This is a genomic window from Micromonospora sp. NPDC005254, assembly GCF_042872525.1.
GTDB lineage: Bacteria > Actinomycetota > Actinomycetes > Mycobacteriales > Micromonosporaceae > Micromonospora.
The window spans coordinates 477,079-499,337 of the sequence record NZ_JBIAKM010000003.1; the positions used below are offsets into that span (position 1 = coordinate 477,079).

The 22,259-nt window shown below is 71.2% G+C and carries 21 protein-coding genes; 14 read left to right on the top strand and 7 right to left on the bottom strand.

Translation table 11 applies throughout. The annotated features are described in order from the left end of the window. The first annotated feature begins 7 nt into the window (after nt 1–7). The 6 genes from whiA (at nt 8) to ACFYPR_RS11905 (ending at nt 5,107) form a co-directional block, all read left to right on the top strand. Complete coding sequence (gene whiA / locus ACFYPR_RS11880) at nt 8–988, top strand: DNA-binding protein WhiA (RefSeq protein WP_354860370.1); 981 nt, start codon at nt 8–10, stop codon at nt 986–988. Between the two features lie 261 nt (nt 989–1,249). Further along, nucleotides 1,250–2,254 carry a type I glyceraldehyde-3-phosphate dehydrogenase gene (gap, locus tag ACFYPR_RS11885; protein WP_354860371.1) on the top strand — a complete coding sequence of 335 codons (1,005 nt, stop codon included), beginning with the start codon at nt 1,250–1,252 and terminating at the stop codon, nt 2,252–2,254. Then, nucleotides 2,251–3,474, top strand: coding sequence for a phosphoglycerate kinase (locus ACFYPR_RS11890; protein WP_354860373.1), 1,224 nt, complete (start codon nt 2,251–2,253; stop codon nt 3,472–3,474). The genes gap and ACFYPR_RS11890 overlap by 4 nt, the downstream gene beginning before the upstream one ends. Nucleotides 3,475–3,476: 2 nt before the next feature. Beyond that, nucleotides 3,477–4,268 carry a triose-phosphate isomerase gene (gene tpiA / locus ACFYPR_RS11895; protein WP_354860375.1) on the top strand — a complete coding sequence of 264 codons (792 nt, stop codon included), beginning with the start codon at nt 3,477–3,479 and terminating at the stop codon, nt 4,266–4,268. Between the two features lie 95 nt (nt 4,269–4,363). After that, nucleotides 4,364–4,624: a preprotein translocase subunit SecG gene (gene secG / locus ACFYPR_RS11900; protein WP_354860376.1), complete on the top strand. Its 261-nt coding sequence runs from the start codon at nt 4,364–4,366 to the stop codon at nt 4,622–4,624. Between the two features lie 138 nt (nt 4,625–4,762). Continuing rightward, nucleotides 4,763–5,107, top strand: coding sequence for an RNA polymerase-binding protein RbpA (locus ACFYPR_RS11905; protein WP_354860378.1), 345 nt, complete (start codon nt 4,763–4,765; stop codon nt 5,105–5,107). Between the two features lie 33 nt (nt 5,108–5,140). On the opposite strand, the gene pgl is transcribed toward ACFYPR_RS11905, so the two are convergent. The 6 genes from pgl to tkt all read right to left on the bottom strand — a co-directional run bounded on the left by pgl (nt 5,141) and on the right by tkt (nt 13,713). Beyond that, on the bottom strand, nt 5,141–5,911 hold the full coding sequence (gene pgl, locus ACFYPR_RS11910; protein ID WP_355067605.1) for a 6-phosphogluconolactonase: 771 nt from the start codon (nt 5,909–5,911) through the stop codon (nt 5,141–5,143). A 134-nt stretch (nt 5,912–6,045) separates the two neighbouring features. After that, nucleotides 6,046–7,062, bottom strand: coding sequence for a glucose-6-phosphate dehydrogenase assembly protein OpcA (locus ACFYPR_RS11915; protein ID WP_354860381.1), 1,017 nt, complete (start codon nt 7,060–7,062; stop codon nt 6,046–6,048). Further along, a complete protein-coding gene (gene zwf / locus ACFYPR_RS11920; protein WP_354860403.1) occupies nt 7,059–8,609 on the bottom strand; it encodes a glucose-6-phosphate dehydrogenase in 1,551 nt (516 codons plus the stop codon). The genes ACFYPR_RS11915 and zwf overlap by 4 nt, the downstream gene beginning before the upstream one ends. A gap of 63 nt (nt 8,610–8,672) precedes the next feature. Then, nucleotides 8,673–10,322 carry a glucose-6-phosphate isomerase gene (locus tag ACFYPR_RS11925; protein WP_354860383.1) on the bottom strand — a complete coding sequence of 550 codons (1,650 nt, stop codon included), beginning with the start codon at nt 10,320–10,322 and terminating at the stop codon, nt 8,673–8,675. A 37-nt stretch (nt 10,323–10,359) separates the two neighbouring features. After that, on the bottom strand, nt 10,360–11,559 hold the full coding sequence (tal, locus tag ACFYPR_RS11930) for a transaldolase (RefSeq protein ID WP_355067607.1): 1,200 nt from the start codon (nt 11,557–11,559) through the stop codon (nt 10,360–10,362). Nucleotides 11,560–11,574: 15 nt separating this feature from the next. Next, entirely contained in the window at nt 11,575–13,713 is a 2,139-nt protein-coding gene (gene tkt, locus ACFYPR_RS11935; RefSeq protein ID WP_355067608.1) for a transketolase, read from the bottom strand. Between the two features lie 265 nt (nt 13,714–13,978). Here tkt and ACFYPR_RS11940 point away from each other — a divergent pair, with 265 nt between their 5' ends. The 3 genes from ACFYPR_RS11940 (at nt 13,979) to ACFYPR_RS11950 (ending at nt 16,488) form a co-directional block, all read left to right on the top strand. Continuing rightward, nucleotides 13,979–14,932 carry a heme o synthase gene (locus tag ACFYPR_RS11940; protein ID WP_355067610.1) on the top strand — a complete coding sequence of 318 codons (954 nt, stop codon included), beginning with the start codon at nt 13,979–13,981 and terminating at the stop codon, nt 14,930–14,932. Between the two features lie 285 nt (nt 14,933–15,217). Beyond that, nucleotides 15,218–15,553: a hypothetical protein gene (locus tag ACFYPR_RS11945; protein ID WP_354860389.1), complete on the top strand. Its 336-nt coding sequence runs from the start codon at nt 15,218–15,220 to the stop codon at nt 15,551–15,553. A gap of 14 nt (nt 15,554–15,567) precedes the next feature. Then, a complete protein-coding gene (locus ACFYPR_RS11950) occupies nt 15,568–16,488 on the top strand; it encodes a RimK family alpha-L-glutamate ligase (protein ID WP_387186245.1) in 921 nt (306 codons plus the stop codon). A gap of 142 nt (nt 16,489–16,630) precedes the next feature. Here ACFYPR_RS11950 and ACFYPR_RS11955 read toward each other — a convergent pair whose 3' ends face one another. After that, entirely contained in the window at nt 16,631–17,593 is a 963-nt protein-coding gene (locus tag ACFYPR_RS11955) for a COX15/CtaA family protein (RefSeq protein ID WP_354860391.1), read from the bottom strand. Nucleotides 17,594–17,787: 194 nt separating this feature from the next. Here ACFYPR_RS11955 and ACFYPR_RS11960 point away from each other — a divergent pair, with 194 nt between their 5' ends. From ACFYPR_RS11960 to sufC, 5 genes are all read left to right on the top strand, one after another. Next, nucleotides 17,788–18,489 (top strand): transcriptional regulator, encoded by a 702-nt coding sequence (locus ACFYPR_RS11960; protein ID WP_354860404.1) that lies wholly within the window; start codon nt 17,788–17,790, stop codon nt 18,487–18,489. After that, complete coding sequence (gene sufB / locus ACFYPR_RS11965) at nt 18,486–19,916, top strand: Fe-S cluster assembly protein SufB (RefSeq protein WP_354860393.1); 1,431 nt, start codon at nt 18,486–18,488, stop codon at nt 19,914–19,916. Before ACFYPR_RS11960 ends, sufB begins: the two co-directional genes overlap by 4 nt. A gap of 97 nt (nt 19,917–20,013) precedes the next feature. Then, the gene (gene sufD / locus ACFYPR_RS11970; RefSeq protein ID WP_354860395.1) at nt 20,014–21,156 is read left to right on the top strand and encodes a Fe-S cluster assembly protein SufD; all 1,143 of its coding nucleotides are present in this window, start codon (nt 20,014–20,016) and stop codon (nt 21,154–21,156) included. Then, nucleotides 21,156–21,482 carry a non-heme iron oxygenase ferredoxin subunit gene (locus ACFYPR_RS11975; RefSeq protein ID WP_234588432.1) on the top strand — a complete coding sequence of 109 codons (327 nt, stop codon included), beginning with the start codon at nt 21,156–21,158 and terminating at the stop codon, nt 21,480–21,482. Before sufD ends, ACFYPR_RS11975 begins: the two co-directional genes overlap by 1 nt. Further along, the gene (gene sufC, locus ACFYPR_RS11980; RefSeq protein WP_354860398.1) at nt 21,482–22,255 is read left to right on the top strand and encodes a Fe-S cluster assembly ATPase SufC; all 774 of its coding nucleotides are present in this window, start codon (nt 21,482–21,484) and stop codon (nt 22,253–22,255) included. The genes ACFYPR_RS11975 and sufC overlap by 1 nt, the downstream gene beginning before the upstream one ends. The last annotated feature ends 4 nt before the right edge of the window (nt 22,256–22,259 follow it).

The window sequence follows — 22,259 nt, forward strand, 5'->3', positions numbered from 1 at the left end:
ACGCACAATGGCGATGACGGCTGCGGTCAAGGACGAGCTGAGTCGGGTCGACGTGCCCAAGCCCTGCTGTCGGCGGGCGGAGATGGCGGCGCTGCTGCGCTTCGCCGGCGGGCTGCACATCGTCTCCGGCCGGGTGGTGGTGGAGGCTGAGCTGGACACCGGCGCGGTGGCGCGTCGGTTGCGCCGGGAGATCGCCGAGGTCTACGGCTACCCCAGCGAGATCCACGTGCTGGCGTCCGGTGGGCTGCGCAAGGGCAGCCACTTCATCGTCCGCGTGGTCAAGGACGGTGAGGCGCTCGCACGGCAGACCGGCCTGCTGGACGTGCGCGGCCGGCCGGTGCGCGGGCTGCCTCCGCACGTGGTGGCGGCCAACGTCTGCTGCGCGGTCTCGGCATGGCGGGGCGCGTTCATGGCGCACGGCTCGCTCACCGAGCCCGGCCGCTCCAGCGCGCTGGAGATCACCTGCCCGGGGCCGGAGTCGGCGCTGGCGCTGGTCGGCGCGGCCCGGCGGATCGGCATCACCGCGAAGAACCGCGAGGTGCGCGGGGTGGACCGGGTGGTGGTCAAGGACGGCGACGCGATCGCGGCGCTGCTCACCCGCATCGGCGCGCACTCCAGCGTGCTGGCCTGGGAGGAGCGCCGGGTCCGCCGCGAGGTGCGGGCCACCGCCAACCGGCTGGCCAACTTCGACGACGCCAACCTGCGCCGCTCGGCGCGCGCCGCCGTCGCCGCCGCCGCCCGGGTGACCCGGGCGCTGGAGATCCTGGCCGAGGAGGCGCCCAACCACCTGACCGACGCCGGGCGGCTGCGCCTGGAGCACCGGCAGGCGTCGCTGGAGGAGCTGGGCGCGCTGGCCGAGCCTCCGCTGACCAAGGACGCCATCGCCGGACGGATCCGCCGTCTGCTCGCGCTGGCCGACAAGCGGGCCCGGGACCTCGGCATCCCGGATACCGAAGCGGCCGTCACGCCCGACATGCTCGTGGTCTGATAGGACGGTGGGGCCGTACGGTGCGCCGGGAGCACGACCCGGCGCGGCGTGGTCTCACGCGCTCGGATAAGGTCGCTGAGTACGGCAAGGGGGCCGACACGGGCACTCCTCGTCGTGCTTACCGCCTCGGGCGGTCAGGTCCTCAGACCGCGGCGGGGTGCCGAGACGAACCGTCAACGGCCGGCTCCAACGGTCGGCGCACACCACTCCGCCGGCCCGTTGTCTGAAGCCGGCAGACCAGAACGCGAGGAGATGGGACCTGTGACCATCCGGGTTGGCATCAACGGCTTCGGCCGAATCGGCCGGAACTTCTTCCGGGCAGTGCTGGCGTCCGACGCCGACATCGAGGTCGTGGCGGTGAACGACCTGACCGACAACGGCACGCTCGCCCACCTGCTCAAGTACGACAGCATCCTCGGTCGCCTGCCGTTCGAGGTCAAGGCCACCGCCGACGAGATCACCGTCGGTGGCAAGACCATCAAGGCGTACGCCGAGAAGGACCCGGCGGCGCTGCCGTGGGGTGAGGTCGGCGCGGACGTCGTCATCGAGTCGACCGGCTTCTTCACCGACGCCACCAAGGCCAAGGCGCACGTCGACGGCGGCGCCAAGAAGGTCATCATCTCCGCTCCGGCGAAGAACGAGGACGTCACCGTCGTCATGGGTGTCAACCACGACACCTACGACCCGGCGAAGCACACCATCATCTCCAACGCCTCGTGCACCACCAACTGCCTCGCGCCGATGGCGAAGGTCCTGCACGACACGTTCGGCATCCAGCACGGTCTGATGACGACGATCCACGCGTACACCCAGGACCAGAACCTGCAGGACGCCCCGCACTCCGACCTGCGCCGCGCCCGGGCCGCCGCGCTGAACATCGTGCCGACCTCGACCGGTGCCGCGAAGGCCATCGGCCTGGTGCTGCCGGACCTGAAGGGCAAGCTCGACGGGTACGCGCTGCGGGTGCCGATCCCGACCGGCTCGGTCACCGACCTCACCGTCACCGTGGGTCGTGAGACCACCGTGGACGAGGTCAACGCCGCGCTGAAGGCCGCCGCGGACGGCCCGCTCAAGGGCATCCTCGTCTACAACGAGGACCCGATCGTCTCCACCGACATCGTCACCGACCCGGCGTCGTGCATCTTCGACGCGCCGCTGACCAAGGTCGTCGGCAACCAGGTCAAGGTCGTCGGCTGGTACGACAACGAGTGGGGCTACTCCAACCGCCTGGTCGACCTGGTCAAGCTGGTCGGTTCGTCGCTGTGAGCATCCGTACCCTCGACGACCTGCTCGCCGAGGGGGTGTCGGGTCGGCGCGTGCTGGTGCGCGCCGACCTGAACGTCCCGCTCGACAAGCAGACCGGTGCGATCACTGATGACGGACGCATCCGCGCGGTGCTGCCGACGCTCGGCGCGCTGGTCGAGGCCGGCGCGAAGGTGGTCGTCTGCTCGCACCTGGGCCGCCCGAAGGGCACGCCGGACCCGCAGTTCAGCCTGAGCCCGGTCGCCGGGCGGCTCGGTGAGCTGCTCGGCGCTCCGGTGCACTTCGCCACCGACACGGTCGGCGACTCGGCCCGCTCCACCGTCGCGGGCCTGGCCGACGGCCAGGTCGCCCTGCTGGAGAACCTGCGTTTCAACGCCGGTGAGACCAGCAAGGACGAGGCCGAGCGGGGCGCCTTCGCCGACCAGCTCGCCGCGTTCGGCGACGCCTACGTCGACGACGCGTTCGGCGCCGTGCACCGCAAGCACGCCAGCGTGTACGACGTGCCGGCGCGGCTGCCGCACGTGGCCGGCCGGCTGGTGCTGCGCGAGGTCGAGGTGCTCGGCAAGCTGGCCGGCGACCCGGAGCGCCCGTACGTGGTGGTGCTGGGCGGTTCCAAGGTCTCCGACAAGCTGGCGGTGATCGAGGCGCTGCTGCCGAAGGTCGACCGGCTGCTCATCGGCGGCGGGATGTGCTTCACCTTCCTCAAGGCCCAGGGCCACGAGGTGGGCACCTCGCTGCTGGAGGAGGAGATGGTGGAGACCTGCCGCAACCTCCTGGAGCGCTCCGAGGGCAAGATCATGCTGCCGGTCGACGTGGTGGCCGCGACCGCCTTCTCCCCGGACGCCGATCACGACGTCTTCCCGGCGGACGGCATCCCGAGCCACCGGATCGGGCTGGACATCGGCCCGGAAACGGTCGCCGGCTTCGCCGCCGCCCTGAAGACCTCCGCGTGTGGAGATCCCGGGAACGCGCGGACGATCTTCTGGAACGGGCCGATGGGCGTGTTCGAGATGGCGCCCTTCGCCGCGGGCACCCGGGGCGTCGCCGAGGCCATCGCCGATTCCGACGCGTTCAGCGTGGTCGGCGGCGGTGACTCGGCGGCCGCGATCCGGCTCCTCGGCCTGGATGAGAAGGCGTTCGGGCACATCTCCACCGGCGGTGGCGCCTCCCTGGAGTACCTGGAGGGCAAGACCCTCCCCGGCATCGCGGCCCTGGAGAACTGAGCATGGCGAGCACGACCCGCCGGCCGTTGATGGCCGGCAACTGGAAGATGAACCTCAACCACCTCGAGGCCAACCTGCTCGTGCAGAAGCTGGCCGCGAGCCTCACCGAGAAGCAGCTCACCGAGGTCGAGACGGTCGTGCTGCCGCCGTTCACCGCCCTGCGCACCGTGCAGACGGCGGTGGACGGCGACAAGCTGCTGATCGGCTACGGCGGGCAGGACCTCTCCCCGCACACGGCGGGCGCGTACACCGGGGACATCTCCGGCGTGATGCTCGCCAAGCTCGGCTGCACGTACGTGGTGGTCGGGCACTCCGAGCGGCGGGCCTACCACCACGAGGACGACGGGTTGGTCAACGCGAAGGTGAAGGCGGCGCTCACGCACGGCCTGACCCCGATCCTCTGCGTGGGGGAGGGGCTGGACATCCGCGAGCAGGGCACCCACGTGGCGCACTGCGCCGACCAGCTCGACGGGGGCCTCGCCGGGCTCACCGCCGAGCAGGTGCGCCAGGTCGTCATCGCGTACGAGCCGGTCTGGGCGATCGGCACCGGCAAGACCGCGACGCCCGAGGACGCCCAGGAGGTCTGCGGTGCGGTCCGCCAGCGGCTGGCGGAGCGCTTCGACGCCGAGACCGCCGACGCGGTTCGGATCCTCTACGGCGGGTCGGTCAAGGCGTCCAACGTCGCCTCGATCATGGCTCAGCCGGACGTGGACGGGGGCCTGGTGGGCGGCGCCAGCCTGGACGCGGAAGAATTCGCGCAGATCTGCCGGTTCCCCGAGCACATCGCTCGCTGATCGCTCGCTATCCTGGACACCGCCCGTCCACCGGCCGGTGCCACCGTGCCCGACCTGTCCGGGCGAGGATCGCTACGAGAGGACTCCCCCCAGCCATGCCGATCTGGTTCGCATACACGTTGATCGTGTTGCTGGTCATCACGAGCATCCTGCTCACCATGCTCATCCTGCTGCACCGCGGTAAGGGTGGCGGGTTGTCGAGCATGTTCGGCGGTGGCGTCAGCTCCAGCCTCGCCGGCTCCTCGGTGGCCGAGAAGAACCTGGACCGTTACACCGTTCTGGTGGGTGTCGTCTGGTTCGCGGCGATCGTCGGGCTGGGGCTCTGGCTCCGTCTCCAGTTGAACAGCGGCTCCTGAGCAGGCCCGCGAAGTCGTACAATCTGCGCGCGGTCCGTCACTCGACGGGCCGCGCGCAGTCTTTCTCCGCTGCACCGCGTCGCCCGCCGCCCATCCCCGACGGCGGCGGGTCCCCTCCGACGACAGGAGCGAGCAGCCGTGCCCAGTGGCAACGTCATCCGCGGCGCCCGCGTCGGGTCCGCACCCATGCGCCCGGACGAGCGGCACCAACCCGCACCCCGACAGGACGTCACCTACTGGTGTCGCAACGACCACCAGACCGACATCCGGATCGCGGCCGACGCCACGGCGCCGCCGCTGTGGGACTGCCCCCGCTGCGGGCTCCCCGCCGGTCTGGACGCGCAGAACCCGCCCGGACGGGTCCGCGCCGAGCCCTACAAGAGCCACCTGGCGTACGTGAAGGAGCGGCGTACCGCCGAGGAGGGCGAGGCGCTGCTGGCGGAGGCGCTCGCCGCGCTGCGCCGCCGCCGGGGCGAAAGTTAGGCAAGGGCCCCGCGTCGGAGCCCTTCCCGTCGTTCAGCGCAGGCTACGCAGCCGGGCGGGCACGTCAGCGGCCGCCGCGCGGTCCAGCAGCCAGCGGGTACGGTCCACGCCGTGCACCCCGGCGGCCGGCAGCTGCACCGGGCCGGCGCCGGCCAGCGCCATGCCCACCGCACGTGCCTTGTCGGCGCCGCCGGCCACCAGCCAGACCTCCTCGGCGGTGTTGATCGCCGACAGGGTGAGCGTGGTCCGCACCGGCGGCGGCTTCGGGCTGCCCCGCACCGCGCTGACCGGCCGCGTCTCGTAGTGCACCGGGTGCCCGGGGAAGACCGACGCGACGTGCCCGTCCTCGCCGACACCCAGCATCAGCACGTCGAAGTGCGGCAGCGCGGCGTGCCCCGGCCGGGCGGCGCGGGCCAACTCGTCGGCGTACGCGGCGGCGGCCGCCTCGGGGTCGTTGCCGGCCGGGCCGTCGGAGGCCGGCATGGGATGCACCCGGGCCGGGTCCAGCGGCACCACGTCCAGCAGGGCGGCGCGGGCCTGGGTCTCGTTGCGCTCCGGGTCGCCGGCGGGCAGGAACCGCTCGTCACCCCACCACACGTCGACCCGGGACCAGTCCACCGCGTCGCGGGCCGGCAACTGCGCCACCGCCCGGTACACGGCCGCGGCGACGCGCCCACCGGTGAGCACCATCGCGGCCTCGCCCCGGTCGGCCTGGGCGTCGAGCAACTTCACCAGCAGCCGGGCCGCCACGGCCTGCGCCAGCAGGTCGGCGTCGGCGTGGACGGCGACACTCGCCTCACTCATGGGTTGTGCCTTCGTTTCCCGACCGCTGGGCGGTCGCTGTCGCGTCGTCTCCGGGCCGGTGCGCCCAGAGGTGCTCCGGTGGAGGGCCGGAACCATCCCGGCCCTCCCGTTCGTCGTGCTGCGGACGTTCCGGCTCAGCTCTCGCCGCTCGTGCCGGTGTGCGCGGTGACCCCGGCCTCGGCGCGCTGGGCCGTGGCCGGATCCTTCCAGACGTGCACCCGCTGCGGGGGGCGCTGTTCCAGACCCCGCAGCCCGGCGGTCGCGCCCAGCGCCTCCGCGTACACCTGGTCCGCGTCCAGCCGGCGCAGTTCCTCGGCCAACTCGTCGCCGAGCGGCCGACGGACCAGCGGCAGGGCCCGGTCGTCCTGACCGGTCCGCCGGAACACCGCCAGGCTGTCCTCGCGGGTCAGCGTCAGGCGGTCGCCGTTGGCGCAGGTCAACTGCACCTCCCGCATCCGGGGGAACTCGTTGGTGTCGACCCGGCGCGGGGTGATGCCCAGCCGGCTGGACAGCCAGCCGACCATCAGCGCCGCCGTCGGGTCGGTGGGCGGCGCGACGACGGTCGCCTCGGTGACCTTCGCCTCGGTGGTGTCGAACGCCCCGGCGACCAGGGTCCGCCACGGGGTGATCCGGGTCCACGCCAGGTCGGTGTCACCCGGGGCGTAGTCCCGGGCGCGCTGCCGCAGCGCCTCCACCGGGTCCGTGGCCTGCGCCGTGTCGGTGATCCTCCGGTCGGCGACCACCCCGAGGAAGTCGGTGGCGATCTCCGCCGGCGGTTCGCCGTGCCACCAGGTGACCACCGGCACGTCCGGCACCAGCAGCGGCATCACCACCGACTCCGCGTGCAGGGCGAGCCGCCCGTACAACCGGGTGACCACCGCCTCGCAGGGGCCGAGTCGGCCACCGACCACGATCTCCGCGTCCAGTCGGTTGCGTTCCCGCTCGATGTCGGAGCGGACCACGACCACCAGCCGGCACGGGTGGGCGGCGGCGGCGATGGTCGCCGCCGCCTCCGCCTCGCGGACCCGCTTCTCGTCCACCACCACGATGAGGGTGAGCGCCATGCCGCTGGCCACACCACCGGCGCTGCGCCGCTCGGCGGCCAGCGCCTTGACCACCTCGTTGCCGGTGGTGTCCCACAGCCCGATCATGCTCTTCTCCAAGCGCGGCCCTCGCGGGCCAGCATCTCGTCGGCCGCCCGCGGCCCCCACTCGCCGGCGCGGTACGGCTCCGGCGTGGTGCCCTCCCAGGCGTGCTCCAGCGGGTCGATCACCTGCCAGCTCTGCTCGACCTCGGCCGCGTCCGGGAACAGGGTGCGGTCCCCGATCAGCACGTCCAGCACCAGCCGCTCGTACGCCTCCGGGCTGGACTCCGTGAACGCCTCGCCGTACTGGAAGTCCATCGCGATGTCGCGGACCTCCATGGTGGTGCCCGGCACCTTCGAGCCGAACTTGAGCACCACGCCCTCGTCCGGCTGCACCCGGATGACGAGCTGGTTGTTGCCCAGCGACTCCATGTCGGCGTCGTTGAACGGCAGGTGCGGCGCCTTCTTGAACATGATGGCGACCTCGGTGACCCGCCGGGGCAGCCGCTTGCCGGCCCGGATGTAGAACGGCACCTCGGCCCAGCGCCGGTTCTGGATGCCGAGCCGCACCGCCACGTACGTCTCCGTCGTGGAGTCGGGGGGTACGCCCTGCTCCTCCCGGTAACCGACCGCGCGTTCGCCGCCGACCCAGCCGGGCAGGTACTGGCCGCGGACGGTGTCCCGGGCGACGTCCTTCGGCAGGGTGATGGCCTTGAGCACCTTCAGCTTCTCGGCGCGGATCTCGTCGGCGTCGAAGCTCGTCGGCTCCTCCATGGCCACCAGCGCCAGGAGTTGGAGCAGGTGGTTCTGCAGCACGTCACGGGCGGTGCCGACGGTGTCGTAGAAGCCGGCCCGGCTGCCGATGCCGACGTCCTCGGCCATGGTGATCTGCACCGAGTCGACGTACTTCGAGTTCCACAGCGGCTCGAACAGGTTGTTGGCGAACCGCAGGGCCAGGATGTTCTGGACGGTCTCCTTGCCCAGGTAGTGGTCGATCCGGAAGACGTCCTGGCGGGTGAACACGTCGTCGACGAGGTCGTTGAGCGCCTTCGCCGACGGCAGGTCGTTACCGAACGGCTTCTCCACCACCACCCGGCGCCAACCGCCGGACTTCTCGTTGTCGGCCATCCCGGTGCGGGCCAGTTGCTTGAGCACGACGGGGAACGCGGCCGGGGGGATGGAGAAGTAGAACGCCGCGTTGCCGGCGATGCCGTGACTCTGCCGCAGGTCGTCCAGCGTCGAGGCGAGCTGGTCGAAGGCCGCGTCGTCGTCGAACGACCCGCCGACGAACTTGATGTTGCCGGCCAGGCGCGCCCACACCTCGTCCCGCCACGGGGTACGGGCGTGCTTCTTCGCCGCCTCGCACGCGAGGGTCTCGAAGTCGCCGTCACCCCAGTCGCGGCGGGCGAAGCCGAGCACCACGAAACCGGGCGGCAGCAGGCCCCGGTTCGCCAGGTCGTAGACCGCCGGGAGCAGCTTCTTGCGGGCCAGGTCGCCGGTCACCCCGAAGATCACCAGAGCGCACGGCTCGGGGATCCGGGGCAACCGGCGGTCCTGCGGGTCGCGTAGCGGGTTCGTCGAGCCACCTTCGGTTCGCGCCTCCGGGGCTCGCAACCCCGGTTCACTCCTCGCGCTCACGGTGCTCCCTCGCTTCCGCTTCTGTCACAGCGTCCATCCTCACGCCCGCAGCTCACCGGCCGCGTCGAGTAGTTGGGCGACGCCGGTTGCCCGGTCGGTCAGGTGCAGCCGCAGCAGCGGCCGCTTCCGACCCGCGAGGGCCTGCCGGTCGCCGGCGGCCTGTGCCGCCTGCAACTCACCGAAGGTGTACGGCTTGCCCGGCACCGCCAGGTCCTCGGTGACCGCGCCGGTCACCTGCAGGAAGCTGCCCACCTGCGGGCCGCCCTTGTGGTACTGGCCGGTGGAGTGCAGGAACCGCGGCCCCCAGCCGAAGGTGACCGGCCGACCGGACGCGCCGGCCAGCAGCGGCCGCAGCCGGGCCGCGTCGGCGTCGGCGAAGCGGTCCAGGTACGCCATGACGGCCAGGTAACCGTCGTCGCCGAGACCGTCGAGCAGCCAGCGCAGCACGCCGGCCAGGTCACCGGGCGCGCCCTGCGGCGCGTACACCTCGATCGCGCCCTCGGTGAACGACGGCGTCTCCGCCGGCAGGCCCGAGGCCAGGATCTTGTTGGTGTTCTCCTTGGACTCGGTGACGTTCGGCTGGTTGAACGGGTCGATGCCGAGCACCACGCCGGCCACCGCGGTGGCGTACTCCCAGGCCAGGAACTGCGCGCCGAGCGGGCCGTTGACGGCCACGTCCGGGTCGGCGCCGCCGCCCGGCACGTCACCGGGGGCCAGCGCGCCGCCGTAGCTGACGGTCAGCACGTCCGGCCCGGTGGCGCCGGGGCTCTGCGGGGACTCGACCACGACGGGCAGGATGCCCACTCCGGCCTTGCCGGTCGACTCGGCGATCAACTGCTCGGCCCAGTCACCCAGGCCGTCGATGCCGGTGCCGTCGGACACCAGGGCGACCTTGTCGCGGGCCAGCGTGGCCGCGGCGCCCAACGCGGCGCCCAGCGCCAGCGCCGGGTTGTCGCGGTCGGAGCCGAGCGACTCGGCCAACGCGTCGGCCTGGTCGATCAGCTCGGCGACCTCGACACCGGCCAGCGCGGACGGCACCAGCCCGAACGCGGTCAGCGCCGAGTACCGGCCGCCCACGTTCGGGTCGGCGAGCACGGTGAACGCGCCCATCTCGGCCGCGGTGGCCTCCAGCGGCGAACCCGGGTCGGTGACGATGACGAAGTGCCGGCCGGCCTCCGCCTCGGTCATCCCGGCGTCCAGGAACGCCTGCCAGTAGGCGCGACGGTGGCTGTCGGTCTCCACCGTCGAGCCGGACTTGCTGGCGACGACCACCACGGTGCGCTCCAGCCGGTCACCCAGGGCCGCCCGGACCTGGCCCGGGTCGGTGGTGTCCAGCACGGTCAACGGCCGGCCCAGGGTCCGCGTGATCACCTCGGGGGCGAGCGACGAGCCGCCCATACCGGCGAGCACCACGTGGTCCAGGTCGGCCAGCTCCGCGGTCAGCTCGGCGAGCTGCACCAGCAGCTCCCGGCTGCGCCGGTGGGTGTCCACCCAGCCGAGCCGGACCTTCGCCTCGGCCTCGGCGTCCGGGCCCCACAGGCTTGCGTCCTTGGCGGCCAGCCTGCCGGGGACGCCGGCCTTGACCAGCGCCTCCCGGGTCGAGGCGGGCGCGGACTTGTCGACCGCGTCCGCGCCGTACACAGCGAGCCCGGCGGCTGCCTCCACCGGCCCTGCAAGAAGATCGCTCATGCCGCCACTCCGCTTCGCTGCGTGCCGATTCGCTCGCTCACGCGCCACCCGCCTTCGCGGCGGCGTTCGCGTTGCCCTTGGCCGCCTTGTTCGGAGCACCCTTGCCGCTGCCGGCCGCCTCCAGCGACTTGCGGACGCCGTCGAGCAGCTCCTGCCAGCTCGCCTCGAACTTCTCCACGCCCTCGCGCTCCAGGGTGGCGATCACGTCGGCCATGTCCACCCCGACCGACTCCAGGTCCGCGAAGACCTTCCGGGCCGCGTCGTAGGCGCCGGTGATGGTGTCGCCGCGCGTCTCGCCGTGATCGGCGTACGCGTGGATGACCGACTCCGGCATGGTGTTGACCGTGCCGGGGGCGATCAGCTCCTCGACGTAGATCACGTCCCGGTAGTCCGGGTTCTTCGTCGAGGTGGAGGCCCACAGCGGCCGCTGCGGGTGCGCTCCGGCGGCCTCGAGCGCCTTCCAGCGGTCCGAGGAGAAGACCTCGGTGTAGCGCTCGTACGCCAGCTGGGCGTTGGCGATCGCGGCCTTGCCCTTCAGTCCCAGCGCGCGCTCTTTGCCCGCACTGTCGGCGGCCTTGTCGGCTATCCGGTCCAATCGCTTGTCGACCTCGGAGTCGACGCGGGAGACGAAGAACGACGCGACGGAGCCGATCTTCGACAGGTCGTGCCCGTTGGCCTTGGCCTGCTCCAGACCGGTCAGGAAAGCCTCCATGACCGCCGAGTAGCGGTCCAGACCGAAGATCAGCGTCACGTTGACGCTGATCCCCTCGGCGAGCGTGTCGGTGATCGCCGACAGGCCCTCCTCGGTGGCCGGGATCTTGATGAAGAGGTTGGGCCGGTCGACCAGCCACCACAGCGCCTTGGCCTCGGCGACCGTCTTGTCCGCGTCGTGCGCGCTGCGCGGGTCCACCTCGATCGAGACCCGGCCGTCCACGCCTGCGCTGCCGTCGTACGACGGGCGCATCACGTCGCAGGCCCACCGTACGTCGTACGTGGTGAGCATCCGTACGGCCTCTTCCACGTCCACGCCACGGATGGCCAGGTCGCGCAACTGCCAGTTGTACTCGTCGGCGTCGCTCAACGCCTTCGCGAAGATCGTCGGGTTGGTGGTGACGCCCGCGACGTGCTTCTCACGGCGGAGCTTGTCCAGCCCGCCGGAGCTCAAACGTACCCGGGAAAGATCATCGAGCCACACCGCCACACCCGCGGCGGTGAGCTCATTCAGCTTGTCCGTCATGCCGTCCACGCTCCCTCAGTTGCCGGTCGTGAAACCGGTGATGTCGCCCACCCGGGCCAGCGAGGCGTGTGCCGCCGCCACGATCCGGTCGGGGGTGAACCCGAACTGCTCGAAGAGCACGGTGTGCGGGGCGCTCGCCCCGTAGTGCTCCAGGCTGACGCTCTCGCCGAGGTCACCGACGATGCCGCGCCAGGACATGGCGATCCCGGCCTCCACGCTCACCCGTGCCTTTACCCCACGCGGGAGCACCGACTCCCGGTATGCCTCATCCTGCTCGTAGAACCACTCCTGGCAGGGCATCGAGACGACCCGGGTCGGCGTGCCGTCGGCCTCCAGCCGCTCCCGGGCGGTCAGGGCGAGCTGCACCTCGGAGCCGGTGCCGATGATGATCACCTGGGGCTTGCCGTTGGACGCCTCGGCCAGCACGTAGCCACCCTTGGCCACGCCGGCCACGTCACCCAGGACATCCCGGTCCAGGGTCGGCAGCGGCTGGCGGCTCAGCGCCAGCGCGGTCGGCCGGTCGGTGTGCTCCAGCGCCTGCCGCCAGGCCCACGCCGTCTCGTTCGCGTCCGCCGGGCGGACCACGTCCAGGCCCGGGATGGCGCGCAGCGCGGTCAGGTGCTCCACCGGCTGGTGGGTCGGGCCGTCCTCGCCCAGGCCGATCGAGTCGTGCGTCCAGACGTACGTCACCGGCAGCTTCATCAACGCGGCCAGCCGCACCGCCGGGCGCATGTAGTCGCTGAACACCAGGAACGTGCCGCCGTACGGGCGGGTGCCGCCGTGCAGCGCGATGCCGTTGAGGATGGCGCCCATGGCGTGCTCACGGATGCCGAAGTGCAGCGTCCGGCCGTACTCGTGGCCGGGGAAGTCCTTGGTGGCGTGCGCGGCCGGGATGAACGACGGCTCGCCCTTCATGGTGGTGTTGTTGCTCTCGGCCAGGTCGGCCGAACCGCCCCACAGCTCCGGCAGCACCGGCGCGAGCGCCTCGAGCACCTTGCCGGAGGCGGCCCGGGTGGCAACACCCTTGGCGTCGGCGGGGAAGACCGGCAGCGCCTTGGTCCAGCCGTCCGGCAGCACCCGGCCGGCCATCCGCTCGTAGAGCGCCGTGCGCTCCGGGTTCGCCTTCTTCCAGGCGTCGAACGCGGCGGTCCACTCCTGCTCGGCCTTGTCGCCGCGGCCCATCACCGTGCGGGCGTGGCCGAGCACCTCCTCGTCGACCTGGAAGGTCTGCTCCGGGTCGAAGCCGAGGATCCGCTTGGTGGCCTTCACCTCGTCGGCGCCGAGCGCCGAGCCGTGGATCTTGCCGGTGTTCTGCTTGTTGGGCGCGGGCCAGCCGATGATGGTGCGCAGCGCGATGAAGGAGGGACGACCGGTCTCGGCCTTGGCGGCCACCAGCGCGCGGTACAGCGCCTCGGCGTCCTCGTGGTAGTCACCCTGGTCGGCGTCACCGCTGCGCCAGTCGACGGTCTGCACGTGCCAGCCGTACGCCTCGTAGCGGGCCGCCACGTCCTCGCTCTTGGCGATGCGGGTGTCGTCCTCGATCGAGATCTCGTTGTCGTCGTAGATCACCGTGAGGTTGCCCAGCTGCTGGTGCCCGGCGAGGGCGCTGGCCTCGTGGCTGATGCCCTCCTCGATGTCACCGTCGGAGACGATGCACCAGATGTTGTGGTCGAAGACCGACCTGCCCGGCTCGGCCTCCGGGTCGAACAGGCCACGCTCGCGACGGGCCGCCATGGCCATGCCGACCGCGTTGCCCAGGCCCTGCCCGAGCGGGCCGGTGGTGGTCTCCACGCCCGGGGTGTGACCGTGCTCCGGGTGACCCGGGGTCTGCGAGCCCCACTGGCGCAGCGACTTCAGGTCGTTCAGGCTCAGCGGGTAGCCGGAGAGGAACAGCTGGATGTAGAGGCTCAGGCTGGAGTGCCCGGCGGAGAGCACGAACCGGTCCCGGCCGGGCCAGTTCGGGTCGGCCGGGTTGTGCCGCATGACCCGGTTGAAGAGGAGGTAGGCCGCGGGCGCCAGGCTCATCGCGGTGCCCGGGTGGCCGTTGCCGGATTTCTCGACGGCATCCATGGCCAGGACGCGGACGGTGTCGACAGCCCGGCGATCGAGGTCGGACCAGTTGAGTTCGGAGTGCTCGGGTCGGTTGGCAGCCACGATGGTTGTGCTCCTCGGCAGATGGGCGGAACCCTCACTGATGACCCTATCGAGCGCGACTAAACGTGCGCCCGGGGATCTCCGCATGGTGTGCAGTACGTGACTCTGCGCCCAGACGTTCAACCCGGTGGTGTGACGGCCCGCACCGTTGTCGGGTCGGCCGGGCAGCCAAAACGACAACGCGTAGTGTGTGGGTCGGTGTGCGGCCCCCGAGCGGGCGCGGCCGACTCGATCTCCCCGTGCCGATGCCGGAAGGTGGCAATCCGTGAGCATGATCACCGAGCGCCCCGCGAGCAACCCCACCGGGCAGCCCCCGGTACGGGCGGCCGAGGGTCCGGTGGCGCGGCGGGACGTGCGCGCGATCGTGTCGGCGTACGTGGCGCTCACCAAGCCGCGCATCGTCGAGTTGCTGCTGGTCACCACCGTCCCGGCGATGATGCTCGCCGACGGCGGACTGCCGTCGCTGTGGCTGATGGCCGTGGTGCTCATCGGTGGCTCGCTCGCCGCGGGGGCGGCCAGCGTGCTCAACTGCTACATCGACCGGGACATCGACCAGTTGATGCGGCGGACCAAGCGGCGTCCGCTGCCGGCGCACACGGTGTCGCCGCGCAGCGCGCTCGTCTTCGGTCTGGTGCTGGCGGCGATCTCGATCGTTCTGATGGCGGCGTTCACCAACCTGCTCGCCGCCGGGCTGACGCTCGCCGCGATCGTCTACTACGACGTCGTCTACACGCTCTGGCTCAAGCGCTCCACCTCGACGAACACGTTCTGGGGTGGCGCCTGCGGTGCCGCTCCGGTGCTGATCGGGTGGGCGGCGGTCACCGGCGGGCTCGCCCCGGCGGCCTGGGGCCTGTTCGCGGTGGTCTTCTTCTGGCAGATGCCGCACTTCTACCCGCTCGCGATGAAGTACAAGGACGACTACGCCCGCGCCGGCATCCCGATGCTGCCCGTGGTGGCCTCCACCCGCCGGGTGAACGCCGAGATCCTGATCTTCGCGTGGCTCACCGTGCTCACCTCCCTCGCGGTCTGGCCGCTGGGCCTCAGCGCGATCTACGGCGTACCGACGCTGGTGGTGGGCGCGATCTTCCTGGTCGAGGCGCACCGGCTCTGCCGGCGGGCGACCCGCGGCGAGGCGGTCAAGCCGATGCGGCTGTTCCACTGGTCGACGACGTACCTGACCATCGTCTTCGTGGCCGTCGCGCTCGACGCGCTGATCTGACCCGCGTCGCGGGACGTCCCACGACGCTGCGGAAATCCGCAGACTAATCATGGTCGTGGATGAGTTGTCCGGGTTTAATGTCACATGAGAGTAACTTTCGGCATGAGTCGGATCGACTCAACCTGCGGGCACTGGACCCTGATTTGCCCGAGTGGTTAGTGCGGGAAAGTCCGGATATAACCGGACAGGAAGCCTGTGGCCTTCCTGAAACCTAGAGGTAATTGGCATCACAAAAGGTTCATGGTTCTCGCACGCGTGAGTGCAACTCTGCTTAGGCTTCGCGTCATGGCAGATGGTTCCGATACGACGCTGACGGCCGAGCAGACCGCCGGCGAGCAGGCCCCGCACGGCCTGGTCGCGGGCCTCCGGTCGTTCGCCGCCGGGCACGGCGGCGCGAAGGCCGTCATCGAGTACGTCGGTAAGCGCGGCGCACGGATCGTCCTCGTGGGTGCCGATGGTGAGTGGGGCGACCAGTTCGCCGAGGACACCGTCACCGCCCGGGAGGCGTGCGCCAAGGCGGGAGTCACCGTCGAGAACGCCTGGGAGCGTGAACTGATGGACCAGATGCGACCGAGCAACGACCTCTGGCGGTCGATGGCCCGGCGCACGATGGCCCGTTGAGATAGAGAGCTGAATTGACCAACCACCACCAGTCGACCCGGGGGGAACCCCGGGTCGCTCTCGTCACCTGCGCCGATCTGGTCGACCTCGACCCAGACGACCGCCTCGTCCTCGACCCGCTCACCGCCCGGGGGATCGCCGCCGAGGCGGTCGTCTGGGACGACCCCGACGCCGACTGGTCCTCGTACGACCTCGTCGTGCTCCGCTCACCGTGGGACTACGCCCTGCGCCGCGACGAGTTCGTCGCCTGGGCCGCGTCGGTGCCCACCCTGGTCAACCCGGCCGACGTGGTGCGGTGGAACACCGACAAGCGCTACCTGGCCGAGCTGAGCGCCGCCGGGGTGCCGACCGTGCCGACGTCCTGGGTCGAGCCGGGCGAGAGCTGGTCGCCGCCCGCCGAGACGGGCGAGTACGTGCTCAAGCCCTCGGTCAGCGCCGGCAGTCAGGACACCGGCCGGTACGACCTGGCCGACCCGGAGCACCGCGACCTGGCTCACGCCCACGTACGCCGCCTCTCCACCGCCGGCCGGACGACCATGGTCCAGCCGTACCTGAGCGCCGTCGACAGCGAGGGTGAGACCGCACTGCTCTTCCTGGCCGGCCCGGACGGGCTCGCGTACAGCCACGCCATCCGCAAGGGTCCGATGCTGACCGGCCCGGATCTCGGCCCGGACGGCCTCTACAAGGCCGAGGAGATCAGGCCCCGCGCCCCGCGGCCCGAGCAGTTGGCGGTCGCCGAGCGGACCCTCGCGGCGGTGCCCGGTGGCACGCGTCAACTGCTCTACGCCCGGGTCGACCTGATCCCCGGCCCGGACGGCGACCCGGTCCTGGTGGAACTGGAGCTGACCGAGCCGTCGCTCTTCATCGGGTACGCCGACGGCGCCCCCGACCGCCTCGCCACCGCGATCGCCACCCACCTGGCCCGCCGAGCCTGACCCGCCGAGCCTCCGCGCCGACGTCTGCGCACCATCATGGAAGTAGTGGCATCGGCGTGCTGGCGATGCCACTACTTCCTGGATCGAGCATGATCGTGACAAGCGCACCGCGACATCTCCGATGTCGCGCGGGCGCGGGGGTTCAGGCGGTGACCGGGACGGCTTCGGCCTCGGTCGCGGTGGCCTGCGGCGCCGGGGCGGCCGGGCGGCGTTCGCGGGTGGACCACTGCACGGCGAGGGCGGCCAGCAGCACCAGGCACGAGCCGAGCATGTGCGCGCCGACCAGGACCGCCGGCACCTGGGTGAAGTACTGCACGAAGCCGATGAGCCCCTGACCCAGCTCCACCGCGAGCAGGACGACGGCGGCCCGGGTGGCCCGGGCCGCGCCGACCGCGCGGAACGCGAAGATCAACGCCACCGACAGGCCGATCAGCAGGAAGACGCCGTCGGCGTGCACCTGGGAGATCGACTCCGGGTCCAGTCCGTTGCGGGCCGCGCCGTGGTCGCCGGCGTGCGGGCCGCTGCCGGTGACCCAGGTGCCGATCACCAGCACCGCGACGGTGACGCCCGTGGTGACCCGGGCCAACGTGCGCAGGGGCGAGGGCACCACGGCGACCGTCGGGGCGTCCGGTTCGTCGACCCGCCGCCAGAGGGCGTACGCGGCGGCGATCACCGCCATCGAGGCGAGGAAGTGCAGCCCGACCACCCACGGGTTGAGGTTGGTGAGCACCGTGATGCCACCGATCACCGCCTGGGCGGGAATGCCCAGGAAGACGGCGACGGCGAGGGTCAGCAGCCCGCGGCGGCGCGGCCGGTGTGCCAGGACCGCCAGCACGGTGGCCAGCGCGATCAGGCCAACCGCGAAGGTCAGCATCCGGTTGCTGAACTCGATCACCCCGTACACGCCCATCTCGGGCGTGGTGACGTACGAATCGTCGGTGCACCGGGGCCAGGTGGGGCAGCCGAGGCCCGAGGCGGTCAGCCGGACCGCCCCGCCGGTGACGACGATGCCGACGTTCGCGATGATCGAGGCGAGCGCGAGGCGGCGCAGCAGGAGACCGGAGACCGGACGGACGATGCGGTTCACGGCGCAAATCCTACGCACCGTAGTGATCGAGGTTCGTCCGACTCCGCAGGGTCGGTGGTTCGGATCACCGGGGCCCGGGTTTGCCACCCTCCGGGTAATTACGTAACGTTGGTGTTGTGAAAAACGCGGCGGCGCTCTCCGGGCACCAGCCGACGGCTGCCCAGGCCGTCGGCGCGTCCGCGTCCGCCCTCGTCGGGGCCTCGTCGTCCGCGCTGGGCGGCGCCGCGACAGAGATCTCCACCCGGGACCGCGTCACCCAGCTGCTGCTGGAGCGGGGCGCGACCACCGCCGCGCAGCTCGGTCTGGCGCTCGGCCTGAGCCCGGCGGCGATCCGCCGGCACCTGGACGCGATGCTCGCCGACGGTGACGTTGTCGCCCGCGAGCAGACGGTGCAGGGCAGCCGCGGTCGGGGGCGTCCGGCCAAGGTCTTCGTGCTCACCGAGGCGGCCCGGGTCCGCTGTGGCACACACCACTACGACAACATGGCCACCGCCGCGCTGCGCTGGATCGCCCGCAGCGGAGGCCCGGACGCGGTCGAGGCGTTCGCCACCGAGCAGGTGTCCGCGCTGGAGTCGCGCTGCCGCGCCGCCATGGAGGACGCCGGCGACGACCCCCTCGCGCGAGCTGAGGCACTCGCCGGAGCGCTCACCGCCGAGGGTTACGCTGCCAACGCGACCACGATCGCCTCCGGCGGCCAGCTCTGCCAGCACCACTGCCCGGTGGCGCACGTGGCCGCCGAGTTTCCCCAGCTGTGCGAGGCCGAGACCGCGGTGATCTCCCGTCTGGTCGGCACCCACGTACAACGCCTGGCCACCATCGCGCACGGCGACGGGGTGTGCACCACGCACATCCCGACCCAGCCGGGCCGCGCCCAATCCGGTAATCCCGTCACCACTGTGAGGACAGATAGATGACCGAGCAGATCGTCCAGCCCCTGACCCAGGAAGAGCAGCTCGCCGCCCTGGGTCGCTACGAGTACGGCTGGTCCGACCCGGACGCCGCCGGGGCGGTCGCCCAGCGCGGCATCAACGAGGCGGTGGTGCGGGACATCTCGGCCAAGAAGAACGAGCCGGCCTGGATGCTCGACCTGCGCCTCAAGGGTCTGCGGCTGTTCGGCCGCAAGCCGATGCCGGCCTGGGGCGCGGACCTCACCGGCATCGACTTCGACAACATCAAGTACTTCGTGCGGTCGACCGAGAAGCAGGCCACCAGCTGGGAGGACCTGCCCGAGGACATCAAGAACACCTACGACCGGCTGGGCATCCCGGAGGCGGAGAAGCAGCGGCTGGTCGCCGGTGTCGCGGCGCAGTACGAGTCCGAGGTCGTCTACCACAAGATCCGTGAGGACCTTGAGGAGCAGGGCGTCCTCTTCCTGGACACCGACACCGCGCTGCGCGAGCACGAGGACGTCTTCAAGGAGTACTTCGGCACGGTCATCCCGGTCGGCGACAACAAGTTCGCCGCTCTGAACACCTCCGTGTGGTCCGGCGGCTCGTTCATCTACGTGCCGAAGGGCGTGCGCGTGGACATCCCGCTGCAGGCCTACTTCCGGATCAACACGGAGAACATGGGCCAGTTCGAGCGGACGCTGATCATCGTCGACGAGGGTGCGTACGTGCACTACGTCGAGGGCTGCACCGCGCCGCTCTACTCCTCGGACTCGCTGCACAGCGCGGTCGTGGAGATCATCGTCAAGAAGAACGCGCGCTGCCGGTACACGACCATCCAGAACTGGTCGAACAACGTCTACAACCTGGTCACCAAGCGCGCCGTCTGCCACGAGGGTGCGACCATGGAGTGGGTCGACGGCAACATCGGCTCCAAGGTGACCATGAAGTACCCGGCGGTCTACATGACCGGCGAGCACGCCAAGGGCGAGGTGCTCTCGGTGGCGATGGCCGGCGAGGGCCAGCACCAGGACGCGGGCGCCAAGATGGTGCACGCCGCGCCGCACACCTCCTCGACGATCGTGTCGAAGTCGATCGCCCGTGGCGGCGGCCGCACCTCGTACCGCGGTCTGGTGCAGGTGCTGGAGGGCTCGCACCACAGCCGGAGCACGGTCAAGTGCGACGCGCTGCTGGTCGACACCATCTCGCGCTCGGACACCTACCCGTACGTCGACATCCGCGAGGACGACGTGTCGATGGGGCACGAGGCGACCGTCTCCAAGATCAGCGACGACCAGCTCTTCTACCTGATGAGCCGGGGCCTGAGCGAGGACGAGGCGATGGCCATGATCGTTCGTGGCTTCATCGAACCGATCGCCAAGGAACTCCCGATGGAGTACGCCCTGGAGCTGAACCGCCTGATCGAGCTTCAGATGGAGGGCGCGGTCGGCTGACGCCGCCGCCGCCCGGCCACGGACGGGCCCGGACCCGGTACGCCGGGTCCGGTCCAGCCCGCTTTGACCCTCCGATTCATGACAGACCAAGGAAGACATGACTACCCAGGCTTCCGCGCCGCCCAGCACCAAGTCGCAGGCGCTGCGCTCGTACGACGTCGCCGACTTCCCGGCCCTCACCGGCCTGGAGGAGGAGTGGCGTTTCACCCCGCTCAAGCGGCTGCGCGGCCTCAGCGGCGACGCCCAGGCCGGTGCCGGCACGGTCCGGCACGAGTACGGCGAGCTGCCCGAGGGCGTGGCCATCGAGCGCATCGGCACCGACGACCCGCGGGTGGGCAGCGTGCTCACCCCGGTCGACCGGGTCAGCGCGCTCGCGTACGGCGGCGCCGGGCAGGCGCTGCTGCTCTCGGTGGCGAGCGATGTCGTGGTGGGCGCCCCGGTGAGCGTGCGGGTGGTCGGCGACGGCGGCGAGGGTCTGGCCTTCGGGCACACCTTCGTCGAGGTGGGCCGATTCGCGGAGCTGACGCTGGTGCTGGAGCACGTCGGCTCGGCGACCCTGGCCGACAACGTCGAGGTGTCGGTGGGCGACGGGGCCAAGCTGACCCTGGTCACCGTGGCCGACTGGGCGCCGGACGCGGTGCAGGCGCAGCACCTCAAGTTCAAGCTCGGCCGGGACGCTCGGGTGACGCACGTGCAGGTGAGCCTGGGCGGTGACCTGGTGCGCCAGTTCACCAGCGTGGAGTACACCGGCCGGGGCGGCGAGGCCGAGCTGTACGGGGTCTACTTCGCCGACGGCGGCCAGCACCTGGAGCACCGCCAGCTGGTCGACCACTCCGTGCCGGACTGCCGCAGCTACGTCGGCTACCGGGGCGCCCTGCAGGGCGCGGACGCGCACACCGTCTGGGTGGGCGACGTGCTGATCCGGGCCGAGGCGACCGGCACCGACACGTACGAGATCAACCGGAACCTGCTGCTCACCGACGGCGCGCGGGCGGACTCCGTACCCAATCTGGAGATCGAGACCGGCGAGATCGCCGGCGCGGGCCACGCCAGCGCGACCGGCCGCTTCGACGACGAGCAGTTGTTCTACCTGATGGCCCGGGGTATCCCGGAGAGCGAAGCCCGCCGCCTGGTGGTCCGCGGCTTCTTCGCCGAGCTGATCAACAAGATCCCGGTGGAGTCGCTGCGCGAGCGCCTGGGCGACGCGATCGAGGCCCGGCTGGCCAAGGCGGGCGCTTGATGATCCGGATCTGCTCCACCGAGGACGTGCCGAAGGGCACCGCGATCAGCGCGGATGTCGACGGCACCCCGATCGCCCTGGTGCACGGCGAGGACGGCGAGTTCTACGCCGCCTACGACGAGTGCTCGCACGCCGCGGTCGCCCTCTCCGAGGGTGAGGTCGACGGCTGCACGCTGGAGTGCTGGCTGCACGGCTCGCGCTTCGACCTGCGCACCGGCGCGCCGACCGGCCTGCCCGCCACCGAACCCGTCCCCGTCTACCCCGTCGAAGTCCGCGACGGCGACATCTACCTCAGCCTGACGCCGAGTAATGGAGTGACCCGATAATGAGCACCCTGGAGATCCGCGACCTGAAGGTGTCGGTCAAGCTGCCCGAGGGTGAGCTCAAGCCGATCCTGCATGGGGTAGACCTGGAGGTGAATTCCGGTCAAACCCACGCGATCATGGGCCCGAACGGCTCCGGCAAGTCCACCCTGGCGTACTCGATCGCCGGCCACCCCAAGTACGAGATCACCGGCGGCTCGGTGACCCTCGACGGCGAGGACGTGCTGGCCATGACGGTCGACGAGCGCGCCCGCGCCGGCCTCTTCCTGGCCATGCAGTACCCGGTCGAGGTGCCCGGCGTCTCGGTGGCCAACTTCTTGCGCACCGCGAAGACCGCCATCGACGGCGAAGCGCCCAAGCTGCGCACCTGGGGCGGCGAGCTGCGCGGCGCGATGGAGCGCCTCCAGATGGACCCGGCGTTCGCCCAGCGCAACGTCAACGAGGGCTTCTCCGGCGGTGAGAAGAAGCGGCACGAGATCGTCCAGCTCGAACTGCTCAAGCCGAAGATCGCGATCCTCGACGAGACCGACTCGGGCCTCGACGTGGACGCGCTGCGCGTGGTCAGCGAGGGCGTCAACCGGGTCCGCGACACCGGTGACACCGGCGTGCTGCTGATCACCCACTACACGCGGATCCTGCGCTACATCAAGCCGGACTTCGTGCACGTCTTCGTGGCCGGCCGGATCGTCGAGCAGGGCGGCCCGGAGCTGGCCGACAAGCTCGAAGCCGAGGGCTACGAGCGGTACGCCGCCGGGGCCGGCACGGCCAAGGCCTGAGTGG

Coding starts and splice junctions, on each gene's coding strand:
- tpiA (WP_354860375.1), top strand. CDS start 3,477: ATGGCGAGCACGACCCGCCGGCCGTTGATGGCCGGCAACTGGAAGATG.
- tal (WP_355067607.1), bottom strand. CDS start 11,559: ATGACGGACAAGCTGAATGAGCTCACCGCCGCGGGTGTGGCGGTGTGG.
- sufC (WP_354860398.1), top strand. CDS start 21,482: ATGAGCACCCTGGAGATCCGCGACCTGAAGGTGTCGGTCAAGCTGCCC.
- sufD (WP_354860395.1), top strand. CDS start 20,014: ATGACTACCCAGGCTTCCGCGCCGCCCAGCACCAAGTCGCAGGCGCTG.
- ACFYPR_RS11975 (WP_234588432.1), top strand. CDS start 21,156: ATGATCCGGATCTGCTCCACCGAGGACGTGCCGAAGGGCACCGCGATC.
- ACFYPR_RS11945 (WP_354860389.1), top strand. CDS start 15,218: ATGGCAGATGGTTCCGATACGACGCTGACGGCCGAGCAGACCGCCGGC.
- ACFYPR_RS11915 (WP_354860381.1), bottom strand. CDS start 7,062: ATGATCGGGCTGTGGGACACCACCGGCAACGAGGTGGTCAAGGCGCTG.
- pgl (WP_355067605.1), bottom strand. CDS start 5,911: ATGAGTGAGGCGAGTGTCGCCGTCCACGCCGACGCCGACCTGCTGGCG.
- ACFYPR_RS11925 (WP_354860383.1), bottom strand. CDS start 10,322: ATGAGCGATCTTCTTGCAGGGCCGGTGGAGGCAGCCGCCGGGCTCGCT.
- secG (WP_354860376.1), top strand. CDS start 4,364: ATGCCGATCTGGTTCGCATACACGTTGATCGTGTTGCTGGTCATCACG.
- whiA (WP_354860370.1), top strand. CDS start 8: ATGGCGATGACGGCTGCGGTCAAGGACGAGCTGAGTCGGGTCGACGTG.
- sufB (WP_354860393.1), top strand. CDS start 18,486: ATGACCGAGCAGATCGTCCAGCCCCTGACCCAGGAAGAGCAGCTCGCC.